The sequence below is a fragment of the Seonamhaeicola sp. genome (genome assembly GCF_028281565.1).
Taxonomy (GTDB): Bacteria; Bacteroidota; Bacteroidia; order Flavobacteriales; family Flavobacteriaceae; genus Seonamhaeicola.
In genome coordinates this window covers 122,707-143,074 of sequence record NZ_JANQJQ010000006.1, presented here as the reverse complement: position 1 = coordinate 143,074, position 20,368 = coordinate 122,707, and the positions used below count along the sequence as shown (strand labels likewise).

The window sequence follows — 20,368 nt, the reverse complement described above, 5'->3', positions numbered from 1 at the left end:
TGGTAGGCAAAAGTACATGTTCTCTCCTTTATTTCACAGTAATTCATAGTGAGAAAAACAAATTCTTAAAATAGTGTAACAACTAATGGAGAAAACACACCTATCTTTATGTAAAATTATATAGATACTATGGAGGAAATAAAACAAAAAAGTTGGTTTGGCAGAAATTGGCTTTGGGTGGTCCCGGTTGGAGGTTGCCTGACCCTGATCGTTTTAGCAGTTTTGGGAATAGGAACGTTGTTTGTTGGTGTTTCCAAAATGTTTACATCTTCTGCGCCTTATGAATATGCTTTAAGCGAAGCATCAAACAATACCGAGGTTATTGCTGCTCTAGGTGAACCTATTGAGTCTGACGGTATCATTAGTGGTAATATTTCCTTAAAAAATAATGATGGCGAAGCCAATTTTTCAATACCCATAAAAGGTTCATACGGAACAGGGTCTATTACAGTGATTGGAACCAAAACAGATGGTGAATGGCACTATGAATCTTTATATGTTACCATAAAGGGAACCCAGGAAAGTATTAACTTACTCAAAAAAGAGCTAGAGAGTATCTAACGCGGCTTCAATGACTTTGTAAATGGTATCCATTTGTGTCTTGGTGATTACATAGGGTGCCTGAATATAAATGGTATTTCCCAGAGGGCGCAGAAAAACGCCCTGTTCCATAAAGAATTTAAAAAGCTTGTCCCGTAAATCACCGTAGCGTTCCATTTCCACATTGAGATCGAGTGCAAAAATGACACCTGTTTGACGTATTGATTTTACTTTCGGATGGTCTTTTACACGCGCTCCAAAATGTTTATGTGACGCTATGATGTCCTTAATATTATTCTGAATTTCTACAGATTGCAATAATTCCATACCGGCCAATGCTGCCGTACATGCCACGGGGTTAGCAGAATAAGTATGGGCATGAAAGAGTCCTTTACCTATATCATCACTATAGAATGCGTCATAGATTTCCTGAGTGCAGGTTGTAATAGCCATAGGGACCAAACCACCTGTTAAAGCTTTGCTCAAACAAATAACATCCGGTTTTGTTGCAATATCATCCGAGGCAAAATAGCTTCCTGTTTTTCCAAAACCGGTCATGACCTCATCGGCAATGGTTATAACATTGTTCTCTTTACAAAACTTTAGAATGTCATTCAATCCAATAGTATCATACATTTTCATGGCTGCAGCACCCTGAACCAGGGGTTCGTAAATAAACCCCGCTACTTTATTGTTGTTAACCATGTCCTGCAAAAGACCCAGGATCTCCCGATGGTTCTTTCCATCAGGTGTTGGAATTCGTTTCACGGTAATGAAAAACTCTTCAAAAGGCCCGTTGTAGACTGATAATCCCGAAACACTCATAGCTCCAAAAGTATCGCCGTGAAACCCCTCATCAAAAGCAATTAAAACATTACGCCTGTCACCATTGTTGGAATGGTATTGCAAGGCCATTTTTATACCTATTTCAACAGACGTAGACCCGTTGTCGCTAAAGAAAATTTTGTTTTGGTTTTCAGGTAATATTTTGATCAGTGCTTCTGATAATTTAACGGCCGGTTCATGTGTAAATCCGCTAAAAACAACCTGATCCAACGCTTGCATCTGCTCAAAAACCCTGCTCGTTATGTAGTCATTACAATGTCCATACATACAGGTGTACCATGAAGCAATGGCATCAATGTATTCATTACCATCTTCATCATAAAGCACGCAGCCTTTTGCTTTAGTAATAGCTATGGCTTCCGGGTGCAATTTATGTTGCGTTAACGGATGCCAAATGTGTTTTTTATCGCGCTCCTTTAGGCTCATATTTCGTCATGCTGAACTTGTTTCAGCATCGCATTATTAAATTAATATTCTAATGTTTTTAAAGTGGGATTAATAGTCCTAATTAGATTTAGCTTCCACTCTTTATGCCAGTTATTTAATTGTTTCTCTCTAGAAATCGCTTGTTCAATATCGGAAAATGTTTCGTAATAAATTAAATCTTTAAGATTATATTTTTTGGTGAATTTTGAAGCAGTTTCATTATAATGCTCTTCCAAACGCCTCGAAAGGTCGGCCGTAATACCTACATAAAACGTAGTTCTATACTTATTTGTTAATATATAAACAAAACTTGATTTCATGTTTCTTGTGTGACCCTGAAACTAGTTCAGGGTGACGAGCTCCTTTTATAAAGCTTTCAAATTATCTTTAAAAGCCCTGGCATATTCCTTTACTACATTTCGATCAAAATAAGGCTCTTCATTTATCCGGCCTATTATGGGCACCCCGGTCATTTTCTTAATGATACTTTCCGTAGTTGGATGTTCATCGCCACTGAAAAGGATGAAAACCTCAAAACCTTTTTCTTTTAAATTATTTACCGTAAGCAGGGTATGATTGATGCTTCCTAAATAATGGCGTGAAACCACAATAACTTTATCCGTAGGTTCCATAAGGTCTAATATGGTTTCGGTATCATTAACAGGAACCAATAACCCGCCGGCACCTTCAATAACCAAATGGTTGGATGTTTCAGGCCTGTTAATTTGAGTTTTTTCAATGGTAATTCCATCAATTTCTGCCGCGGCATGTGGGCTCATAGGCGTATGTAACGCAAAACTGTTGGGATGAAATTTTGATTTGGAATTAGATACCAATCGTTTCACTTTTTTAGTATCGCAATTGTCAAGTTCTCCGGCCTGAACAGGTTTCCAGTAATCAGCTTTCAAAGCTTCGGTAATTATGGCTGCGGCAATGGTTTTGCCAACATCAGTAGAGATTCCGGTTATAAAGTATGTTTTCGACATGTATTGTCATCCTGAACTTGATTCAGGATCCCTTTTTGTGTTAGTTATGGATTCCGCACAGTCATTGAGGTGCTCGAAATGTGTGCGAAATGACAAAATTAATAAATATACTTAGCAAGTAACGCTAAAACTTCCTTGATTTCCTGTTCAGAATTATAACTGTGCAAACAAAAGCGTAATCGCTCTTGTCCTTCCGGCACTGTGGGCGATAAAATGGGTTTTACATCAAAATCATGGTCCTGTAACTTTTTGGCTATTGATTTTACAAGGCCATTTCCGGAAATAATACAGCAATGAATGGCAGAATGGCTTTCAATAAACAAATCTTGCAGGTTGTTATTCAAAATACCATTCTTAAAATACAGAATGTTTTGAAGTAATTTTTGCTTTTGGTCTGTTGTTACAAGTGCTCCATAAACCGCATGAATTGTAGCGAGAGTATGTGGTGTTAAAGCTGTGGTATAAATAAAACTTCTGCTAAAGTTGATCAGGTATTCTTTTAAGGTGTCACTTCCAAGAATAGCTGCTCCATGACAGCCCAGCGCTTTCCCAAAGGTTATCAAACGGGCAAACACCTGGTTTTCTATTTTTAAATGCCGGACAAGACCTTCGCCCCTGTTTCCAAAAACACCAACGGCATGGGCTTCGTCTACCACCAAATACGCTTTATGTATTTGACACAACTCGGCTAGCTTTACCAAATCCGGAGCATCACCATCCATGGAGAAAACAGATTCGGTAACAACATAAATATTGGCATCACTCTCAGCAAAACGAAGCATCTTTTCACCCAGATCTTCCAAATCATTATGCTTAAATTTATACGCTTTAGCATGGCTCATTGAAATACCATCTCTAATGGACGCGTGACACCATTCGTCATAAATAATAACATCGCCGCGCTGTGGTACTGAAGAAAAGAATCCTATATTAGCATTGTAACCGGAATTAAAAATAAGGGCGGATTCACTATGGTGAAAATCGGTTAAAATGCTTTCGACAACTCTATATAAAGCATAATTACCCGATAATAATCGCGAGCCTGTTGCTCCATTTTGCCTGATATTATGCCCTGTTAAATAATTATGGGCATTATTAAAAATGGTTTCATTTTCAGAAAACCCTAAATAATCATTAGATGAAAAATCAATCTGATTGGTTTGATCTTTAAGTGTTCGCAGCGCATTGTTTGCTTTACGGTCATCTAACTTTTGCTGTAGTTTTTTAGGGAATTGCATAAAACAAATGTATGTAAAATTTGTACTTTTGAATCGATATCAATTTGTATTCTTTTTAATTATGAAATCTTTCTTAGTTGCTTTTCTGTTTTTTATAGGGTTCACAGGCTTTTCACAGGACAACCATATTGTAAAAACCGAAGATGGCAGGCGTGTGTTGCTTAAAGCAGACTTCACCTGGGAATACATAGATTTAAAAAAGCCTAAAGAAGTTGAGCAAGTTGAAATTCAAAAACCTAATCCTTCAAATGGTAACACCTGTGAATTGGCTAAAGATTTTGTAGAGCCAAAATTGAATAAAAAAATACAGACACAACTGAAAAAAGGGCGTGCTACTATGGCTCACGTAAAACAGAAAGTAGCTAAAGACCTTAAATGTGATGTTGAAGATGTGGTGTTATTATCCGCTTCAGAAACCAAAGCAAGTGGCACCTATAACTTTTGCGTCAATGGCACAAAAGTTACCTACAAACGCACCGGACACAGTATTGTAAAAAAGATAAAGTTATTTTAGAGTTAATCTGCGTATACAATTTTACCGGCTTCTTTGGTGGCTTTTTTATTTACCCATTTGTGATGTCCTCTTTCTCTGGCATCTAACAAATCAATATTTAGTTTTTCTGAGATTAAGAGTCCTTTTTCAATTGCCTTATCGTAATTTTTTAAAGCCATTAGATTTAAAATGCCATTTTTTTGATACCACAGGTTAATTAGGTAATAACCACCATTTTTGAATACAGAAATGTACTCTGGATCTACCAAGTTTTGCCATACTTCCTTGTATCTAAAAACACCTACTCTGTATTGATGCTGAATTTTTTTGTCTTCAATTCTAATGTGAATACTATGCGAAGCAATAGACATAAATGTGGAGGAAAATATGATAATGAGTAAAATGGATAAAAGTATTATGACTGTCCATCTATCCGGATGATTCCATATATCTTTATGCATAAACAAGTAAATGGTATAGGTAAAAAAACCTGCATAAAGCAATGATACAATAATTTTATTAATTATTGGTTTACTTGATTCTCTTATAATAAGGTCTGCTTTAGACATTAAACAAATGTATAAAATACATATCTTTAGTAAGGTAAATTACGTTTCAGAATTGAAAACAAACATAACATATCAAAGAGCTTCAACAGATGAAGAATTACAGCAAATTTTAAAACTTCAAAAAGCGAATAGTATCGCTTCTATTTCAGAGGAAGAAAAACAAAAGGAAGGTTTTGTTACGGTGCATCATAACTTTGATATCTTACAAGCCATGAATAATGCATGCGCTCATATTATTGCCAAACATAATAACAACGTTGTTGGGTATGCCCTTTCTATGACCAAAGATTTTAGAGATAAAATTGATATTCTGAAACCCATGTTTCAGCAAATTGATAGTTCGTTAAAAACCAACCTTAATTATGTAGTCATGGGGCAAATCTGTGTAGATAAATCGTATAGGGGCCAAGGGGTGTTTAGAGGGTTATACCATCACATGAAACAAGAACTCAATCATCAATTTGAAACAATCATTACATTAATTGATGTTAAAAATACACGCTCCATAGCCGCACACAGAGCTGTTGGGTTTAAACTTTTAAAAAACTTCGCTCAGGGAGATAAAAGTTTAGATCTTGTAATTTTAGATATCTAACAGGCTTTTTTTAAAGTCATTTTCTTGTATCTTTATAGGCACTGGTATAATCCGGATCTCTAAACAACAGACTTATATGATGCTACACCAATCTACAAACTTGACATTATTTACTCCGGAAGTCGTAAAAGACGCCCTTGGAGCCCTATTTTTTGACACCGGAATTTCAGCGGGATTCCCATCGCCTGCCGAGGACTTTAAAGAACAGCGTTTATCATTAGATAGAGAGCTTGTAAAAAACAAGGACACTACTTTTTTTGCACGCGTCAGCGGCCAGTCTATGATAGGCGCTGGATTGGATGATAAGGATCTACTGGTAATTGACAGAAGCCTGGAACCGGAAAACAATAAAATAGCCGTTTGTTTTTTAGATGGCGAGTTTACCGTAAAACGCCTGAAAGTTAAGAACGGTGAAGTCTGGTTACAACCTGAGAACCCCAATTACCCTATTATTAAAGTAACACCGGAAAATAGTTTTGTAATCTGGGGGATTGTTACTAATGTGATAAAAAAGGTATAAACAAATGTATTAGGTAGAAAAAAAGAGCCACAATGTCTTGTGGCCCTCAGCTATCAATTTTAGGGTAAACTAAACTGATTAATTTATGATAAATCTTCGACAGTAGCACCCGGGGCATTAGTTTTAACAGACGCAATACCATTCTCCATGGCGCTGGAAGAAGAATACATTTCACTAGTTCCAATCACCTGGCTATTTCCAGCTTTTAGATTAAAATATGGTTTTCCGCTTTTAGATTCTAAACGGTCATATCTGGTATCGTCCGGTGCATTCTTCTTAACGGATTCAATGCCATTGTTACATCCTGATTTAGCAGCATAACCTTCACTAGCCAGGATGGTCTGTCCATTACCAGCTTTTAATCTAAATCTAAATTCGCCTTTTTTGTCTTTGTAAATTTCAAATTTTGCCATGTTGAAAGGGTTTTAATAATTCAAGTATACCGTTAAGACACAAGAGACTATGATTGGTCACATTTATGGGGAAAATTCAATGCCCCCGGAAACAAAAAAGACTTGTTTTGTACAAGTCTTTGTAGATAAGCTCAGTAATCTAGTGACTCCTCCAGGATTCCCTTCGACTTCCCTCAGGATAAACCTCGAATCATAAAGCTACGCTTTATCAGTGCTCTGCACTATTGGCTACCTCTCTTTGTGACTCCACCAGGATTCGAACCTGGATCTAAAGTTTAGGAAACTTTTGTTCTATCCCTTGAACTATGGAGCCAAAAAAACCACCTAATTTCTTAGATGGTTATCTTAAGTCGCTCCTCAGGTTGGGCTCGAACCAACGACCCTCTGATTAACAGTCAGATGCTCTAACCAACTGAGCTACTGAGGAAGGTTATTTCCGCTTTTGCGAGCGCAAATATATATATATTTTTAATTACTACCATGTAATTTTTAAAAAAATTTACCCGAAAATAGCTTTATAAATATCGTTTCCATTAGCAAACAAAACCAAAGCAATTAAAATAAAGAAGCCTACCATTTGTGCATACTCCATAAACTTATCTCCCGGTTTTCTTCCGGATATCATTTCATATAGCAAAAACATAACATGACCACCATCCAAAGCAGGTATTGGTAACAAGTTTAAAACGGCTAGCATGATGGATAAAAACGCCGTAATATTCCAAAATGCCTGCCAACTCCAGGTAGCAGGAAATATATTAAATATGGCATAAAATCCGCCCACGCCTTTATAGGCTCCCGTACTTGGGGTAAATATAGCTCCCAATTGCTCCCAATAAGAGGCTAATTTATCTTTTGCCTTTTTTAAACCAACAGGAAATGATTCAAGGAACGTATATGTTTTAGTATCAAATTTATAATAGCCCAGCCTTTCCAGGTTATCTTCTGTAACACCACTATAAACCAATCCTAACTTACTATCATCATTGATACTTAATGGCAATTCTACTTCTTGGCCTTCTCTCAAAACTTTGGCATTTACTTCCTGGCCCCTGAACTTTTCTAAACCAACCTTTACCTCATCAATATATTTTGTTTTAAAGTCATTTAATCCAATTAAAATATCGCCTTTTCTAATGCCACTATTTACATTGTGTGATGTATCCGGAACTTTTGCAATAGCAAAAGGCATTCTAAGATCTATAAAACGCTTTTCTTTTGAATCGATTAACTGAGCTAAAAAATCTTCTGGTAAAGTAACTGTTGATTGAACACCATCTCTTTCAATAGTGATTTCTTTTCCAAAAAGAACCTTTTCTGAGATCTCAGAAAAATTCCGGATCTTATAACCATCCACTTCAAGAATCTTATCTCCTGTTAATAATCCGGCTTTGTTAGCCACACTACTTTCAATTAAAAGACCGTCTTTAATATTTTCATTTGGCAAAAACTTATCTCCATAAAAATAACTCATCCCGATGTAAATAAGGATGGCCAGAATAAAATTAACCGTGACCCCTCCTAACATAATTATTAAACGCTGCCAGGCAGGTTTGGTTCTAAACTCCCAGGGCTGTGGTTCTTGCGCCATTTGCTCGGTATCCATACTTTCGTCAATCATACCGGAAATTTTCACATAACCTCCTAAGGGTAACCAACCAATACCATATACGGTTTCACCTATTTTCTTTTTAAACAGTGAAAATTTAACATCAAAAAACAAATAAAACTTCTCTACTCTGGTTTTAAAAGCTTTAGCCGGAATGAAGTGCCCCAACTCATGCAAAACAATCAGTAGTGAAAGACTCAATAAAAACTGAGATATTTTTATAACAAACTCCATATGTCTTCAATCAAAATTTTTGATAACCGCACAAAAGTAAACTTTTAAACCAAGTATAAAAAGACATTTATACTTTGTACATCTATTTAACACTAATTTAAGTTTCAGTATAACCGAAGAAGTACAAATTTCATTGTATTTTTGCTGAAATTTATTTAGTGCTCCGTTAAAATGCTTTCATTTTTCAAAGACTACAAGATATTCGCTATTGTTTTTGGCGTTATTTCGGTGATTATTGTGGCTATCATCTACAATACACTTAACGTATATCAGCCGCTCCCAATATATCAACCCTCTATGGTAAGCACCGAATTAGTGGACAGTACCATCCAATATAAAAAGAAATACCATAAAATAGCCGATTTTTCATTAGTCAATCAAAATGGTAAAACCGTTACTCAAAAAGATTATGAGAACAAAATTTATGTGGCCGATTTCTTTTTTACCACCTGCCCAACTATTTGCCCAATTATGACCAAAAACATGGCAAGCATTCAAAAAGAAATTCTGAATGATAACGACGTGATGTTATTATCACACTCGGTTACGCCCGAAATTGACACGGTGGCGCAGTTAAAGCGTTATGCTGAAAAAAAAGGAGTAAACGACAGTAAATGGAATTTAGTGACCGGTGATAAAAAACAAATCTATAAACTGGCCAGAAAAAGTTATTTAGCGGTAAAAGATAATGGTGATGGGGGACCTTTCGACATGATCCATACCGAAAACTTTATGCTTATTGATAAGAAACGACAGATTCGCGGGTTTTATGATGGCACAAAACCGGAAGAGATTAAACGTTTATTAAAAGATATTTTTCATTTAAAGGAAGAGTATAAACTCTAACTGTTTAAGATAAAAAAAGCTCCTGACATCATCAGGAGCTTTTTTTAATTTGTTGGGGCATTATAACTTATTTATAACGTCTTCTTGAATTCCAAACTACAGAGCTTGCATTACTAAAAGTTTTTGTTAATGTTCCAACTTTAGTTTCCACTACTATTTTTCGATTACTTCTTTCCATAATTTTATATATTAATTACAGAGGCAAAATTAAGCGACTTATAATCAGTAAAAAACAAGTATTTTCGCACATTTATATGCTATATTAACACCAAAACATCCTTTTTTATCTATTTTTACCCAATATACTATCGATGAGTTGCCGAATTATTAAGTCAATTGGTATAAAAATATTATTAAAAACTCTTTTTGATTCACTTTTTACTTCTAAACTTTTACATTACTTTTGCTTCTTTAAAATCAATCTAAATAAGCTTGCAGCATACTTTAGCACATCTTAAAAAGGGCGAACGCGGTGTTATTACTGATGTTTCATCTGATCATATCCCCTTAAAACTTCTTGAAATGGGGTGTTTACCGGGCAACGAGGTAGAGCTTGTTCAGGTGGCGCCTTTTGCAGACCCCATGTATTTAAACATTAACGGATCGCACCTGGCTATCAGAAAGGAAACTGCTATTCATATTTTAATTGAAAAAGTAGCGAATGAGTAAGCAGATCAACGTAGCCTTAATAGGAAACCCAAATACGGGAAAAACCTCTGTATTTAATGCCCTGACCGGTTTAAACCAAAAGGTTGGGAACTATCCGGGCATTACAGTTGAAAAGAAAGAAGGCGTTTGCAGGTTGCCCCGGGGGATTAAAGCCCATATTATTGATTTACCTGGAACGTATAGTTTAAATGCTTCATCGCTTGACGAGAACGTTGTTATTGAACTGCTCTTAAACAAAAACGACAAGGATTTCCCCGATATTGCCGTAGTTGTTACCGATGTTGAGAATTTAAAACGAAATCTGCTGCTTTTCACCCAGATCAAAGATTTGGAAATCCCAACGCTGTTGGTGATTAATATGGCCGATAGAATGCGATACAAGGGCATTTCTTTGGATATTGACTACTTAGAAGCGCACCTGAAAACAAAAATTGCCTTAATAAGTACACGCAAAAATGAGGGTATTGACGGGTTACGAGAACTGATAACCAACTACAAAGAGGTTTCTACCGAACCTTGTTTAAAAACCACAGATATAGATCCTGCCTACTTTGAAAATTTACAAAAGGCATTTCCAAACCAATTGCTTTATAAGCTATGGCTGGTAATTACACAGGATGTTAACTTTGGTAAAACGGACAGAAAGGAAATTGATGCCGTTACCAGTTTTAAAACCAAAAGTAAGGCCGATCTAAAACGTCTACAGCAAAAAGAAACCATTAAACGCTATCAATTCATTAATAATGTATTGAAAAAAGGGCAAACTATTGACCTCTCTCAAGCTAAAGATCTCCGTATTAAATTAGATAGGATATTAACGCATAAAGTTTGGGGCTATGTCATTTTTATTGCCATTTTGCTTTTGATCTTTCAGGCTATTTATGACTGGTCTGAAGTTCCGATGGATTTTATTGACGGTGTTTTTGCTTCTTTAAGCGAATGGACCAAAAACGTCTTGCCTTCAGGAGCCTTTACTGACTTAATTGCCGAAGGGATCATTCCCGGGCTTGGAGGCATCGTTATTTTTATTCCACAAATAGCTTTCTTATTTCTATTCATAGCGGTGTTAGAAGAAAGTGGTTATATGAGTCGTGTGGTGTTTTTAATGGATAAAATTATGAGACGTTTTGGCCTTAGCGGTAAAAGTGTGGTGCCATTAATTTCGGGTACGGCCTGTGCTATTCCGGCGGTTATGGCAACCCGTAACATTGAAAGCTGGAAGGAGCGTTTAATAACCATTTTAGTCACACCTTTTACAACATGTTCAGCAAGATTGCCGGTGTATTTAATAATCATCTCTTTGGTGATTCCAAAAGGCAAATTTTTGTGGTTAAGCTATCAGGCATTAACATTAATGTTATTATACTTCCTAGGTTTTGCGACGGCAGTATTATCGGCTTACATTTTAAGTAAGCGTTTAAAAATTAAAAGCCGCTCATTTTTTGTGGTTGAGATGCCCAATTATAAGCTGCCCATGATTAAAAATGTGGCTATAACGGTAGTTGAGAAAACCAAATCCTTCGTGTATGGCGCCGGTAAAATCATTTTAGCTATCTCAATAATCTTGTGGTTTTTAGCTTCTTATGGTCCGGGAGACAATTTTAACAATGCCGAAGTCATTATCAAAACCGAATATGCCTCAGAAAATTTAAGCGAGAAGGACTTGCAACATAAAATAGCGTCGCATAAACTGGAACACTCCTTTATTGGTATAGCCGGAAGATTAATAGAGCCTTCTATAAGGCCATTAGGTTATGACTGGAAAATTGGCATTGCCATAATAAGCAGTTTTGCTGCACGTGAAGTATTTGTTGGGACTTTAGCCACTATTTACAGTGTGGGCAGTGATGATGAAGACACCATTAAAAACAGAATGGCAGCCGAAATTAATCCGGTTAGAGGCGGCCCCTTATTCACTTTTGCATCAGGAATTTCATTATTGCTGTTTTATGCCTTTGCTATGCAATGTATGAGCACGCTGGCTATTGTAAAAAAAGAGACCAATAGTTGGAAATGGCCTGTCCTGCAATTGGCAATTATGTCTTCTTTTGCTTATCTTGTAGCTTTAGTAGCGTTTCAATTTTTGAAATGACAAGGTCTCAAAAACGATGATAAATCATGAATGATATCATTCAAAATATACTTGTTTTCACTGCCATAGCACTTGCTATGCTATTTTTGATTAAAAAATTCATCTTACCAAAATCAAAAACCAAAAAAGCTTGTGGGAATGACAACGATTGCGCTTGTCATTAATCCAGGTAAATTACCTTGAGGCAAGTCTCGGAGCATTTAAATCTCCATGATCGGGTAAAACAGGAAACGCTTTTTGTATATTGAACCAAAATAAAATACAAACTGCTTTCATGAAACTCAAACTTGCTGTCTCCGCTTTTTTCTTACTAACCAGTATCGGTCTTTTTTCTCAAAATAATAAGGATGTCATTCGTTTAATTGATGCTGAACTTCGCCATTTTGAAATCTGGCAGGGTGTACCACATAGTTCGGTAAAAGGCCTGCCGGAAGGCACCTATCAATCAGACAATGTTCATAACGGAAAACCTATAGGGTTAGATGCTAATCTTAAAAATGTGTTTTCAGTTATCGTGGAAAACGGTAAGCCCGTTTTAAAAATTACCGGTGAAATTTACGGCGGTTTAACTACGAAAGCGTCTTTTGAAGACTATCATTTAAGCGTTTTCTTTAAATGGGGCGATAAGAAATGGGCTCCAAGATTGGATGTAAAAAGAGACAGCGGTATTTTATACCATTGCTATGGTGACCATGGCCGTTTTTGGAAGACCTGGAAAACCTGCCTGGAATACCAGGTGCAGGAAACCGACTTAGGCGATTTCATTCCTTTGGGAGGTAATACCGAAACACCAAAAGTTGACGGCCCTAAAGTTGAAATCAGAGGCGACTTTAAAAACCAGAAGAAGTTTGATCCTAATTCTGAAATCTATTCGGATGGCAGTGGTTATATCCATGCAGCTTCCGAACATGATGCGCCTCATGGTGAGTGGAATCATTTGGAAATCTATGTAATAGGCAATGATGCGGTACATGTTGTAAACGGTAACATTGTGATGGTGGTTGAAAATGCCGTTAATCCCGAAACGGGCAAGCCTTTAACCAGTGGCCAGATCCAAATTCAATCAGAAGCGGCAGAATGCTACTATAAAGATTTAGAATTAACTCCTATTAAAAAGTTTCCCAAAGAAATAACAAATAACGTGAGGTTTAAGTAAACTTTAATCGCTTCCTTAATAATGGTTATTCCCTTAATTAAAACAATTCAAGGGAATTTTTTATTGCTAATTATTATTTTTTAATTACATTTGAAAATATTTTTAAGCTTACTTAAAAATTAATTAAAGTATAACGAATGTCTGTAGCGATTGAAAATTTTGTAAAAGCGATTTACAAAAACGGAAAGCGGGATAACAATAACACGAAACCCGGTAATATTGCCAAAGAATTAGGTATATCTAATGCCGCCGCCACTGATATGGCTAAAAAACTGGCTGTTAAGGATTTACTGCATTATCAAAAGTATCAACCTTTAAAGCTCACCGATAAAGGCACTAAAATGGCACTTTCGGTCATTAGAAAGCATCGCCTTTGGGAAGCCCTATTGTTCAAAATGTTTGATATGTCGCTACACGATATACATCGTGAGGCGGAGCTTCTGGAGCATCAAACCTCTGACCTTTTAGCAAATAAGATCAGTGAATATTTAGGTAACCCCAAGTTTGATCCACATGGTGACCCCATTCCAAATGCGGATGGAGAAATCACTACCACAGATACCTCTATTTCATTATCAAATGCTAAAGAAGGTAGGACTTATATTATTTCACGTTTAATGAGCGATGATAAGGAGTTTTTTGATTTCTGTGCTCAAAACGGATTAAAATATGGCAATACTCTGGTAGTATCAAAACAATTCAGTAAAAATAAAATGACCCAAATCCTGATAAACAACAATACTATTTTACTAAATCAGGATTTCACTAGTATTATCTACGTAAATGAAAACGATTAAGTTATTGCTATCCCTTTTATTAATTGGGAACAGTTATATGTATGCTCAAAAAATTACAGGAAAAGTAACGTCAAATGATGAGGCACTTCCGTATGTCAATGTTTACCTTAAAAGCATATCCAAAGGGAGTACCACAGATGAGTCCGGAGCTTTTGTAATCAATCATGTTAAACCAGGGAGCTATACCATTATAGCGTCTTATACAGGTTACAAAAAGGTGGAAAAACGAATTGCAGTAGGCACCGAAAATATTGTGATAAACTTCAATTTAGAAGAAACAGAAAGTCTAAACGAAGTCATTGTAACCGGTACTTTAAAAGCGGTTTCCAGGTTAGAAAGCCCGGTTCCCGTTGAAGTCTATTCGCCTGCCTTTTTCAAAAAAAACCCAACACCAAATGTTTTTGAAGCTTTACAAAATGTGAACGGCGTAAGACCTCAACTTAACTGTAATGTCTGTAATACGGGTGACATTCATATTAACGGTTTGGAAGGCCCTTATACCTTAGTTTTAATTGATGGTATGCCCATCGTTAGTGGTTTGTCAACAGTTTATGGTTTGTCAGGTATCCCAAATTCATTGATTGAACAGGTAGAGGTGGTAAAAGGCCCTGCGTCCTCACTTTACGGTAGTGAAGCTGTAGGTGGGTTGATCAATATTATTACCAAGCTACCGGAACATGCCCCTCTAGTTTTTGCCGATAATTTTATGAGTGATTGGGAAGAAACAAATCTGGACCTAGGGTTTAAAGCTAAAGTTGGGAGCAAAGCACATATGCTAACCGGCATTAATTATTACAATTACTCGAATCCCATAGATGACAATAATGATAATTTTACCGATGTGACATTGCAAGATCGCATTTCAGTGTTCCAAAAATGGGATTTTAAACGAAAAGATAATCGCTTATTTTCTTTGGCAGGACGCTATTTTTATGAAGATCGCTGGGGTGGTGAATTACAATGGAATAAAAGTTTTAGAGGAGGGAATGAAGTCTATGGTGAAAGCATTTACACGTCACGTTATGAAATCATCGGGAATTACCAGTTACCTATCGATGAAAAAATAAACTTCCAGTTCTCTTATTCAGATCATGATCAAAATTCGGTCTACGGAGACACGCCTTATTTGGCACAACAACGTATTGGTTTCGGACAATTAATTTGGGATAAACCCGTAAAGAATCATGACTTATTATTTGGTTTGGCTGCGCGTTATAACTTTTATAATGACAACACAACAGCTACCGTTACTGCAGATGAAGTCACCATTCCTTCCATATTTGTTCAGGATGAAATTACCCTATCTGAAAAACAACGTTTGCTATTGGGAGCCAGATATGATTATGATGACCGCCACGGTTCCATTTTTACCCCAAGGATAGCTTATAGGTTCAAACCTACCCAAGACGACATTTTAAGGTTGAATGCCGGCACAGGATTCAGGGTAGTGAATTTGTTTACTGAAGAACACGCGGCCCTTACGGGAGCTCGTGATGTGATTATTGAGGAGGCTTTAGAACCTGAGCAATCTTATAATCTCACCCTTAACTATCTGAAAAAAATATATTCAAAATCAGGTAAGATCTTTACCCTTGATGCTTCGGCCTGGTATACCTTTTTTACCAATGCCATAATACCCGATTATGATACCAATCCCAATCAAATTATTTATGATAACCTGGATGGAAACTCAACATCAAAGGGGCTTAGTTTAAACGTTGATGCCATTTTTGGAAGTGGTATACAAGCCTCCGTTGGCGCTACACTTCAAGAGGTTTCTCAAAAGGAAAATGGCATAAAGTCAAGACAGATATTAACCGAACGTTTCACCGGGGTTTGGTCGTTTTCTTATAAAAATTATCCAACAAATCTAACAATAGATTATACCGGAAACCTTTACGGCCCTATGCGATTACCAACCCTTGGTGATTTAGACCCAAGAAGTGAGTATTCGCCAACATGGAGCATCCAAAATGTGCAACTCACTTTCACCGGAATAACCAATTTTGAACTTTATGGTGGTGTTAAGAACCTTTTAAACTGGACACCAAACAAAGGCAATCCGTTCATAATTGCCAGAAGCCATGACCCGTTTGATGAAAATGTACAGTTTGACAATAGCGGTAATGTCATACCTACTCAGGAAAACCCTTATGCCTTAACGTTTGACCCATCCTATGTATATGCCCCAAACCAGGGCAGACGCCTATTTTTCGGATTAAGATATAACTTGAAGTAATCATGAAAAGAACGCTTTTACTTTTAACTCTTTTAGGCCTGCTTTTTGCTTGTAAAAACGAAAAAAAGAGCAACGATAAACTCAATGTGGTAACCACCACAACCATGATCACCGATCTGGTTAAAAACATTGGCGGCGACCTCATCAACTTACAAGGGTTAATGGGAAGTGGCGTAGACCCTCACTTGTATAAAGCCAGTGAAGGTGATGTTACCAAGTTAGCAAATGCCGATGTTATTTTCTATAGCGGACTCCACCTTGAAGGCAAGCTGGTGGAAGTTTTTGAAAAAATGAAAAATAAAAAAACAGTGGCAGTTTCTGATGTTTTAGACAAAAATACCCTGATAGGATCAGATTATTTTGCCTCTAATTACGACCCCCATATTTGGTTCAACATAGACTATTGGAAACAAGTAACAAATTATGTTGTAAAAATACTTTCTGAATCTTTACCGGAGCAAGAAGCGGCTCTTAAAAGTAACGGAGAAAACTATCTTAATAAACTGGAAGATTTAAAAGCAAAGATAGAGGTTGCAATTGCTTCCTTACCAAAAGAACAACGTATTTTGGTGACGGCACATGATGCTTTTAATTACTTTGGAAGATCATTTGAATTTGAAGTAGTTGGTTTGCAAGGCCTGTCTACCGCTACTGAAGCGGGGGTGCAAGATGTTCAAAACTTAGCTGCCTTTATTATTGAAAAGAAAGTAAAAGCTATTTTTGTAGAAAGTTCCGTACCAAAACGCACTATAGAAGCCCTTCAGGCGGCAGTAAAATCTAAAGACCACGAAGTAACCATTGGAGGCACCCTATATTCTGATGCTTTAGGTGATCCTGGAACTATAGAAGGCACCTATATTGGTATGTATGAGTATAACGTTAATACCATTGTTAATGCACTTAAATAAGTTGGCAGTATGCAGTACCAGTTTACAGTAAAAGTTACAAGTGTTCTCAATAAAAAGTTATGAATAGACAAATTGCTGTAAAAGTAGACGATCTAACTGTAGCGTATAACTACAAACCTGTGCTTTGGGATATCGATTTGGAAATTCCAGAAGGGGTTCTTATGGCCATTGTTGGCCCTAACGGTGCGGGTAAATCAACCCTTATAAAATCAGTTTTAGGTATTTTAAAACCTATTGCAGGTAGTGTAAGCATTTATGGAAAACCTTATGATAAACAAAGACAAAAAGTAGCTTATGTGCCTCAAAAGGGAAGTGTAGACTGGGATTTTCCAACCACTGCTTTAGATGTGGTTATGATGGGAACTTACGGTAGTTTAGGTTGGATAAAGCGTCCGAAACAAAGAGAAAAAAAATTGGCTTTGGAAGCGCTTGAAAAAGTCGGTATGCTACCTTTTAAAAACCGTCAAATCAGCCAGCTTTCCGGTGGTCAGCAACAACGTATCTTTTTGGCCAGAGCTTTGGTTCAAAACGCTTCCATTTATTTTATGGACGAACCCTTCCAGGGTGTGGATGCCACTACCGAAATAGCCATCATCAATATATTAAAAGAATTGAGGAAAGCAGGAAAAACAGTAATTGTTGTTCATCACGATTTACAGACCGTTCCCGAATATTTTGACTGGGTGACCTTCTTAAATGTGAAGAAGATTGCCACCGGCCCGGTAAAAGATATTTTTAATGATGATAACCTTACTAAAACTTACGGTATCAACTATAAAGTGAGTATTCAGGAGTAGAAGCCCCCTATCCCCCAAAGGGGGAACTCAAAATCGCTCCTGCAAGGTTTGGAAACCTTGTAGGTATAAAAAAACAGTGTCAATGTGAATTAAGCTTTCGCAGGAATTATGGATATAATTGAGTATATAAATCTGGTTTTTACAGACTACACTCTTAGAACCATCACACTAGGGACTGCCATATTAGGTGCTGTAACGGGTATGCTGGGGAGTTTCGCCGTTTTACGAAAACAAAGTTTATTAGGTGATGCTATTTCACATGCGGCTTTACCGGGTATCGCCATAGCATTTCTAATCACCGGTGCAAAAGACAGTAATGTGTTACTTTTAGGGGCATTAATAAGCGGACTCATTGGTACGTTTTGGATCAGAGGTATCATCACTAAAACCCACTTAAAATCTGACACTGCATTAGGGTTGATCTTGTCATTGTTCTTTGGGTTCGGCATGCTACTTTTAACCTTTATCCAAAAACAGCCCAATGCCAACCAGGCTGGTTTAGACAAGTACTTATTCGGGCAAGCGGCTACCTTAGTTGAAAGCGATGTTTGGATGATGGCCATAGTAACTGGAATTTGTCTTATCATTCTGTTGCTCTTCTGGAAGGAATTTAAAATGCTCCTATTTGATGCCGACTTTACCAAAACTCTTGGTTTCAATACCAAAACCATCGATATTTTAATTACCAGTTTTATCGTATTGGCTATTGTTTTAGGACTTCAAACGGTAGGTGTGGTGTTAATGAGTGCTATGTTATTAGCTCCTGCCGCCGCTGCGAGACAATGGACGAACAGCTTAGGTAAAATGGTGTTTTTAGCGGCTGTTTTTGGTGCCTTATCAGGCGTTTTCGGAACTGCGGTAAGCGCTACACAAAATAATCTATCCACAGGCCCGGTAATTGTTATTATAGCCAGTGTTTTCGTGCTGGTTTCATTTATATTTTCCCCGAGCAGAGGCCTTTTATTCAAGCAAATCAGATTCTTAAAAAACCGTCGGGATCTAAAACTGAATAAAACCCTGGCATTTATGTACCGTATTGCCGAGACGCATGAAAATATCTCACATCCACACACCATTAAAATTTTGAATAATTTTCAAGGATTCACCAAAGGCACCCTTCAAAAATTAGTTCATAAAAACTATGTAATCTTAGAAGGGAATATGTGGAGCTTAACAAAAAAAGGGTTTAAAGCCGCTTCAAATTTGTATAACCAACAACAGGAAAATAATGAGTAGTGCTCAAATAGAAATACAACTTATTGCCAGTTTGGTAGCTGTTGCCTGTGCCATTCCGGGTACGTTTTTGGTGTTGCGAAAAATGGCCATGATCAGTGATGCCATTAGTCATTCCATTTTACCGGGTATCGTTATCGGCTTTTTTATAACGCATGACCTCAACTCGCCAGTACTTATTTTATTGGCGGCCATTACTGGCATTATCACAGTAATTTTAGTAGAGTATATTCAAAAAACTGGTTTGGTAAAAGAAGATACTGCCATAGGATTAGTGTTTCCGGCATTATTTAGTATTGGGGTTATTTTAATTGCCAAAAATGCCAATGATGTTCATCTCGACGTTGATGCCGTTTTATTGGGGGAATTAGCTTTCGCTCCTTTTGACAGATTTATAGTTTCAGGAGCTGATTTAGGCCCAAAATCTTTATGGGTTATAGGCAGTATTTTAATCGTGACCGTTGGTTTGCTATTCGCTTTTTTCAAAGAACTAAAAGTGAGCACTTTTGACGCCGGTCTGGCTGCTTCTTTAGGGTTTTCTCCGGCTATCATGCATTATGGTTTAATGAGTATGTCATCAGTTACTACGGTTGGGGCTTTTGATGCTGTTGGTGCTATTTTAGTAGTCGCACTTATGATTGCTCCGGCAGCCACTGCTTACCTGCTCACAAACAATCTAAAACGGATGCTCTTATATGCCATTGGTTTTGGTGTTTTTAGTGCCATTTCCGGATATTGGGTGGCGCATTGGTTGGATGCTTCCATTGCCGGTTCAATAACAACTATGTTAGGTCTTATCTTTTTATTGGTGTATTTGTTAGCGCCCGGTAGAGGTATTATCGCTGTGCTGTATAGAGAAAAACAACAACGCACCGAAGTATCTTTATTGACTTTTTTATTGCACTTAAAAAACCATAATGAGGAAGAAGAGCGCCATGTAAATCACCTTAACGAACATATTAACTGGCAAAAGGTACGCAGTAAAACGGTCTTGGAATTAGCACTAAAAAACAATATGATTGTGATTGACAATAACATCGTATCCCTTACTGAAAAAGGAAATGATTTTACGTCTCAAGCTATCGACTATATCATTACCAATGAAGATGTTAAGATCGAACACATGAAGGATGATTTCTTTTTGTTTAGAGGGTAATTTGTA

21 protein-coding genes and 2 tRNA genes are annotated in these 20,368 nt (G+C 37.0%); 14 read left to right on the top strand and 9 right to left on the bottom strand.

All coding sequences use genetic code 11. The annotated features are described in order from the left end of the window. The first annotated feature begins 129 nt into the window (after positions 1 to 129). Positions 130 to 561 (top strand): cytochrome c oxidase assembly factor Coa1 family protein, encoded by a 432-nt coding sequence (locus Q0983_RS02550; RefSeq protein WP_299548243.1) that lies wholly within the window; start codon positions 130 to 132, stop codon positions 559 to 561. On the opposite strand, the gene bioA is transcribed toward Q0983_RS02550, so the two are convergent. The 4 genes from bioA to Q0983_RS02530 form a co-directional block, all read right to left on the bottom strand. Then, complete coding sequence (bioA, locus tag Q0983_RS02545) at positions 547 to 1,812, bottom strand: adenosylmethionine--8-amino-7-oxononanoate transaminase (RefSeq protein WP_299548240.1); 1,266 nt, start codon at positions 1,810 to 1,812, stop codon at positions 547 to 549. The genes Q0983_RS02550 and bioA overlap by 15 nt on opposite strands. Positions 1,813 to 1,853: 41 nt before the next feature. Continuing rightward, positions 1,854 to 2,132, bottom strand: a complete 279-nt coding sequence (locus Q0983_RS02540; protein ID WP_299548237.1) for a GIY-YIG nuclease family protein — start codon at positions 2,130 to 2,132, stop codon at positions 1,854 to 1,856. A 45-nt stretch (positions 2,133 to 2,177) separates the two neighbouring features. Beyond that, entirely contained in the window at positions 2,178 to 2,798 is a 621-nt protein-coding gene (bioD, locus tag Q0983_RS02535; protein ID WP_299548235.1) for a dethiobiotin synthase, read from the bottom strand. 98 nt (positions 2,799 to 2,896) lie between these two features. Then, a complete protein-coding gene (locus Q0983_RS02530; protein ID WP_299548233.1) occupies positions 2,897 to 4,036 on the bottom strand; it encodes an aminotransferase class I/II-fold pyridoxal phosphate-dependent enzyme in 1,140 nt (379 codons plus the stop codon). 61 nt (positions 4,037 to 4,097) lie between these two features. Here Q0983_RS02530 and Q0983_RS02525 point away from each other — a divergent pair, with 61 nt between their 5' ends. Further along, on the top strand, positions 4,098 to 4,550 hold the full coding sequence (locus Q0983_RS02525) for a DUF3157 family protein (RefSeq protein WP_299548231.1): 453 nt from the start codon (positions 4,098 to 4,100) through the stop codon (positions 4,548 to 4,550). A gap of 2 nt (positions 4,551 to 4,552) precedes the next feature. Here the strand turns inward: Q0983_RS02525 and Q0983_RS02520 are convergent, their stop codons facing one another. Further along, positions 4,553 to 5,098, bottom strand: coding sequence for a hypothetical protein (locus tag Q0983_RS02520; protein ID WP_299548229.1), 546 nt, complete (start codon positions 5,096 to 5,098; stop codon positions 4,553 to 4,555). Positions 5,099 to 5,105: 7 nt separating this feature from the next. Between Q0983_RS02520 and Q0983_RS02515 the strand changes: the two genes are divergently transcribed. Both Q0983_RS02515 and umuD read left to right on the top strand, forming a co-directional pair. Beyond that, the gene (locus Q0983_RS02515; RefSeq protein ID WP_299548227.1) at positions 5,106 to 5,693 is read left to right on the top strand and encodes a GNAT family N-acetyltransferase; all 588 of its coding nucleotides are present in this window, start codon (positions 5,106 to 5,108) and stop codon (positions 5,691 to 5,693) included. Between the two features lie 76 nt (positions 5,694 to 5,769). Then, positions 5,770 to 6,213 (top strand): translesion error-prone DNA polymerase V autoproteolytic subunit, encoded by a 444-nt coding sequence (gene umuD, locus Q0983_RS02510; protein ID WP_299548225.1) that lies wholly within the window; start codon positions 5,770 to 5,772, stop codon positions 6,211 to 6,213. Positions 6,214 to 6,296: 83 nt separating this feature from the next. On the opposite strand, the gene Q0983_RS02505 is transcribed toward umuD, so the two are convergent. From Q0983_RS02505 to rseP, 4 genes are all read right to left on the bottom strand, one after another. Then, positions 6,297 to 6,626 carry a YegP family protein gene (locus tag Q0983_RS02505; RefSeq protein ID WP_299548223.1) on the bottom strand — a complete coding sequence of 110 codons (330 nt, stop codon included), beginning with the start codon at positions 6,624 to 6,626 and terminating at the stop codon, positions 6,297 to 6,299. Between the two features lie 241 nt (positions 6,627 to 6,867). Then, positions 6,868 to 6,939: transfer RNA gene (locus tag Q0983_RS02500), tRNA-Arg, on the bottom strand. Positions 6,940 to 6,979: 40 nt separating this feature from the next. After that, positions 6,980 to 7,053 (bottom strand) — tRNA-Asn (locus tag Q0983_RS02495). 72 nt (positions 7,054 to 7,125) lie between these two features. Then, positions 7,126 to 8,469: an RIP metalloprotease RseP gene (gene rseP, locus Q0983_RS02490; protein ID WP_299548220.1), complete on the bottom strand. Its 1,344-nt coding sequence runs from the start codon at positions 8,467 to 8,469 to the stop codon at positions 7,126 to 7,128. 171 nt (positions 8,470 to 8,640) lie between these two features. Here rseP and Q0983_RS02485 point away from each other — a divergent pair, with 171 nt between their 5' ends. The 10 genes from Q0983_RS02485 (at position 8,641) to Q0983_RS02440 (ending at position 20,362) form a co-directional block, all read left to right on the top strand. Further along, a complete protein-coding gene (locus tag Q0983_RS02485; RefSeq protein WP_299548217.1) occupies positions 8,641 to 9,315 on the top strand; it encodes an SCO family protein in 675 nt (224 codons plus the stop codon). 432 nt (positions 9,316 to 9,747) lie between these two features. Then, positions 9,748 to 9,984 (top strand): FeoA family protein, encoded by a 237-nt coding sequence (locus Q0983_RS02480; RefSeq protein WP_299548214.1) that lies wholly within the window; start codon positions 9,748 to 9,750, stop codon positions 9,982 to 9,984. After that, positions 9,977 to 12,076 carry a ferrous iron transport protein B gene (gene feoB / locus Q0983_RS02475; protein ID WP_299548211.1) on the top strand — a complete coding sequence of 700 codons (2,100 nt, stop codon included), beginning with the start codon at positions 9,977 to 9,979 and terminating at the stop codon, positions 12,074 to 12,076. The genes Q0983_RS02480 and feoB overlap by 8 nt, the downstream gene beginning before the upstream one ends. Before the next feature lie 274 nt (positions 12,077 to 12,350). Next, entirely contained in the window at positions 12,351 to 13,232 is an 882-nt protein-coding gene (locus Q0983_RS02470; protein WP_299548208.1) for a DUF1080 domain-containing protein, read from the top strand. Between the two features lie 137 nt (positions 13,233 to 13,369). Continuing rightward, a complete protein-coding gene (locus tag Q0983_RS02465) occupies positions 13,370 to 14,029 on the top strand; it encodes a metal-dependent transcriptional regulator (protein WP_299548205.1) in 660 nt (219 codons plus the stop codon). After that, entirely contained in the window at positions 14,016 to 16,268 is a 2,253-nt protein-coding gene (locus Q0983_RS02460) for a TonB-dependent receptor (RefSeq protein ID WP_299548202.1), read from the top strand. The genes Q0983_RS02465 and Q0983_RS02460 overlap by 14 nt, the downstream gene beginning before the upstream one ends. A gap of 2 nt (positions 16,269 to 16,270) precedes the next feature. Then, entirely contained in the window at positions 16,271 to 17,176 is a 906-nt protein-coding gene (locus Q0983_RS02455) for a zinc ABC transporter substrate-binding protein (RefSeq protein WP_299548199.1), read from the top strand. Between the two features lie 59 nt (positions 17,177 to 17,235). Next, complete coding sequence (locus tag Q0983_RS02450; protein WP_299548195.1) at positions 17,236 to 17,973, top strand: metal ABC transporter ATP-binding protein; 738 nt, start codon at positions 17,236 to 17,238, stop codon at positions 17,971 to 17,973. 108 nt (positions 17,974 to 18,081) lie between these two features. After that, positions 18,082 to 19,209, top strand: a complete 1,128-nt coding sequence (locus tag Q0983_RS02445) for a metal ABC transporter permease (RefSeq protein ID WP_299548193.1) — start codon at positions 18,082 to 18,084, stop codon at positions 19,207 to 19,209. After that, positions 19,202 to 20,362, top strand: coding sequence for a metal ABC transporter permease (locus tag Q0983_RS02440; protein WP_299548191.1), 1,161 nt, complete (start codon positions 19,202 to 19,204; stop codon positions 20,360 to 20,362). Before Q0983_RS02445 ends, Q0983_RS02440 begins: the two co-directional genes overlap by 8 nt. Positions 20,363 to 20,368: the final 6 nt, after the last annotated feature.

Coding starts and splice junctions, on each gene's coding strand:
- Q0983_RS02550 (WP_299548243.1), top strand. CDS start 130: ATGGAGGAAATAAAACAAAAAAGTTGGTTTGGCAGAAATTGGCTTTGG.
- bioA (WP_299548240.1), bottom strand. CDS start 1,812: ATGAGCCTAAAGGAGCGCGATAAAAAACACATTTGGCATCCGTTAACG.
- Q0983_RS02540 (WP_299548237.1), bottom strand. CDS start 2,132: ATGAAATCAAGTTTTGTTTATATATTAACAAATAAGTATAGAACTACG.
- bioD (WP_299548235.1), bottom strand. CDS start 2,798: ATGTCGAAAACATACTTTATAACCGGAATCTCTACTGATGTTGGCAAA.
- Q0983_RS02530 (WP_299548233.1), bottom strand. CDS start 4,036: ATGCAATTCCCTAAAAAACTACAGCAAAAGTTAGATGACCGTAAAGCA.
- Q0983_RS02525 (WP_299548231.1), top strand. CDS start 4,098: ATGAAATCTTTCTTAGTTGCTTTTCTGTTTTTTATAGGGTTCACAGGC.
- Q0983_RS02520 (WP_299548229.1), bottom strand. CDS start 5,098: ATGTCTAAAGCAGACCTTATTATAAGAGAATCAAGTAAACCAATAATT.
- Q0983_RS02515 (WP_299548227.1), top strand. CDS start 5,106: ATGTATAAAATACATATCTTTAGTAAGGTAAATTACGTTTCAGAATTG.
- umuD (WP_299548225.1), top strand. CDS start 5,770: ATGATGCTACACCAATCTACAAACTTGACATTATTTACTCCGGAAGTC.
- Q0983_RS02505 (WP_299548223.1), bottom strand. CDS start 6,626: ATGGCAAAATTTGAAATTTACAAAGACAAAAAAGGCGAATTTAGATTT.
- rseP (WP_299548220.1), bottom strand. CDS start 8,469: ATGGAGTTTGTTATAAAAATATCTCAGTTTTTATTGAGTCTTTCACTA.
- Q0983_RS02485 (WP_299548217.1), top strand. CDS start 8,641: ATGCTTTCATTTTTCAAAGACTACAAGATATTCGCTATTGTTTTTGGC.
- feoB (WP_299548211.1), top strand. CDS start 9,977: ATGAGTAAGCAGATCAACGTAGCCTTAATAGGAAACCCAAATACGGGA.
- Q0983_RS02470 (WP_299548208.1), top strand. CDS start 12,351: ATGAAACTCAAACTTGCTGTCTCCGCTTTTTTCTTACTAACCAGTATC.
- Q0983_RS02465 (WP_299548205.1), top strand. CDS start 13,370: ATGTCTGTAGCGATTGAAAATTTTGTAAAAGCGATTTACAAAAACGGA.
- Q0983_RS02460 (WP_299548202.1), top strand. CDS start 14,016: ATGAAAACGATTAAGTTATTGCTATCCCTTTTATTAATTGGGAACAGT.
- Q0983_RS02455 (WP_299548199.1), top strand. CDS start 16,271: ATGAAAAGAACGCTTTTACTTTTAACTCTTTTAGGCCTGCTTTTTGCT.
- Q0983_RS02450 (WP_299548195.1), top strand. CDS start 17,236: ATGAATAGACAAATTGCTGTAAAAGTAGACGATCTAACTGTAGCGTAT.
- Q0983_RS02445 (WP_299548193.1), top strand. CDS start 18,082: ATGGATATAATTGAGTATATAAATCTGGTTTTTACAGACTACACTCTT.
- Q0983_RS02440 (WP_299548191.1), top strand. CDS start 19,202: ATGAGTAGTGCTCAAATAGAAATACAACTTATTGCCAGTTTGGTAGCT.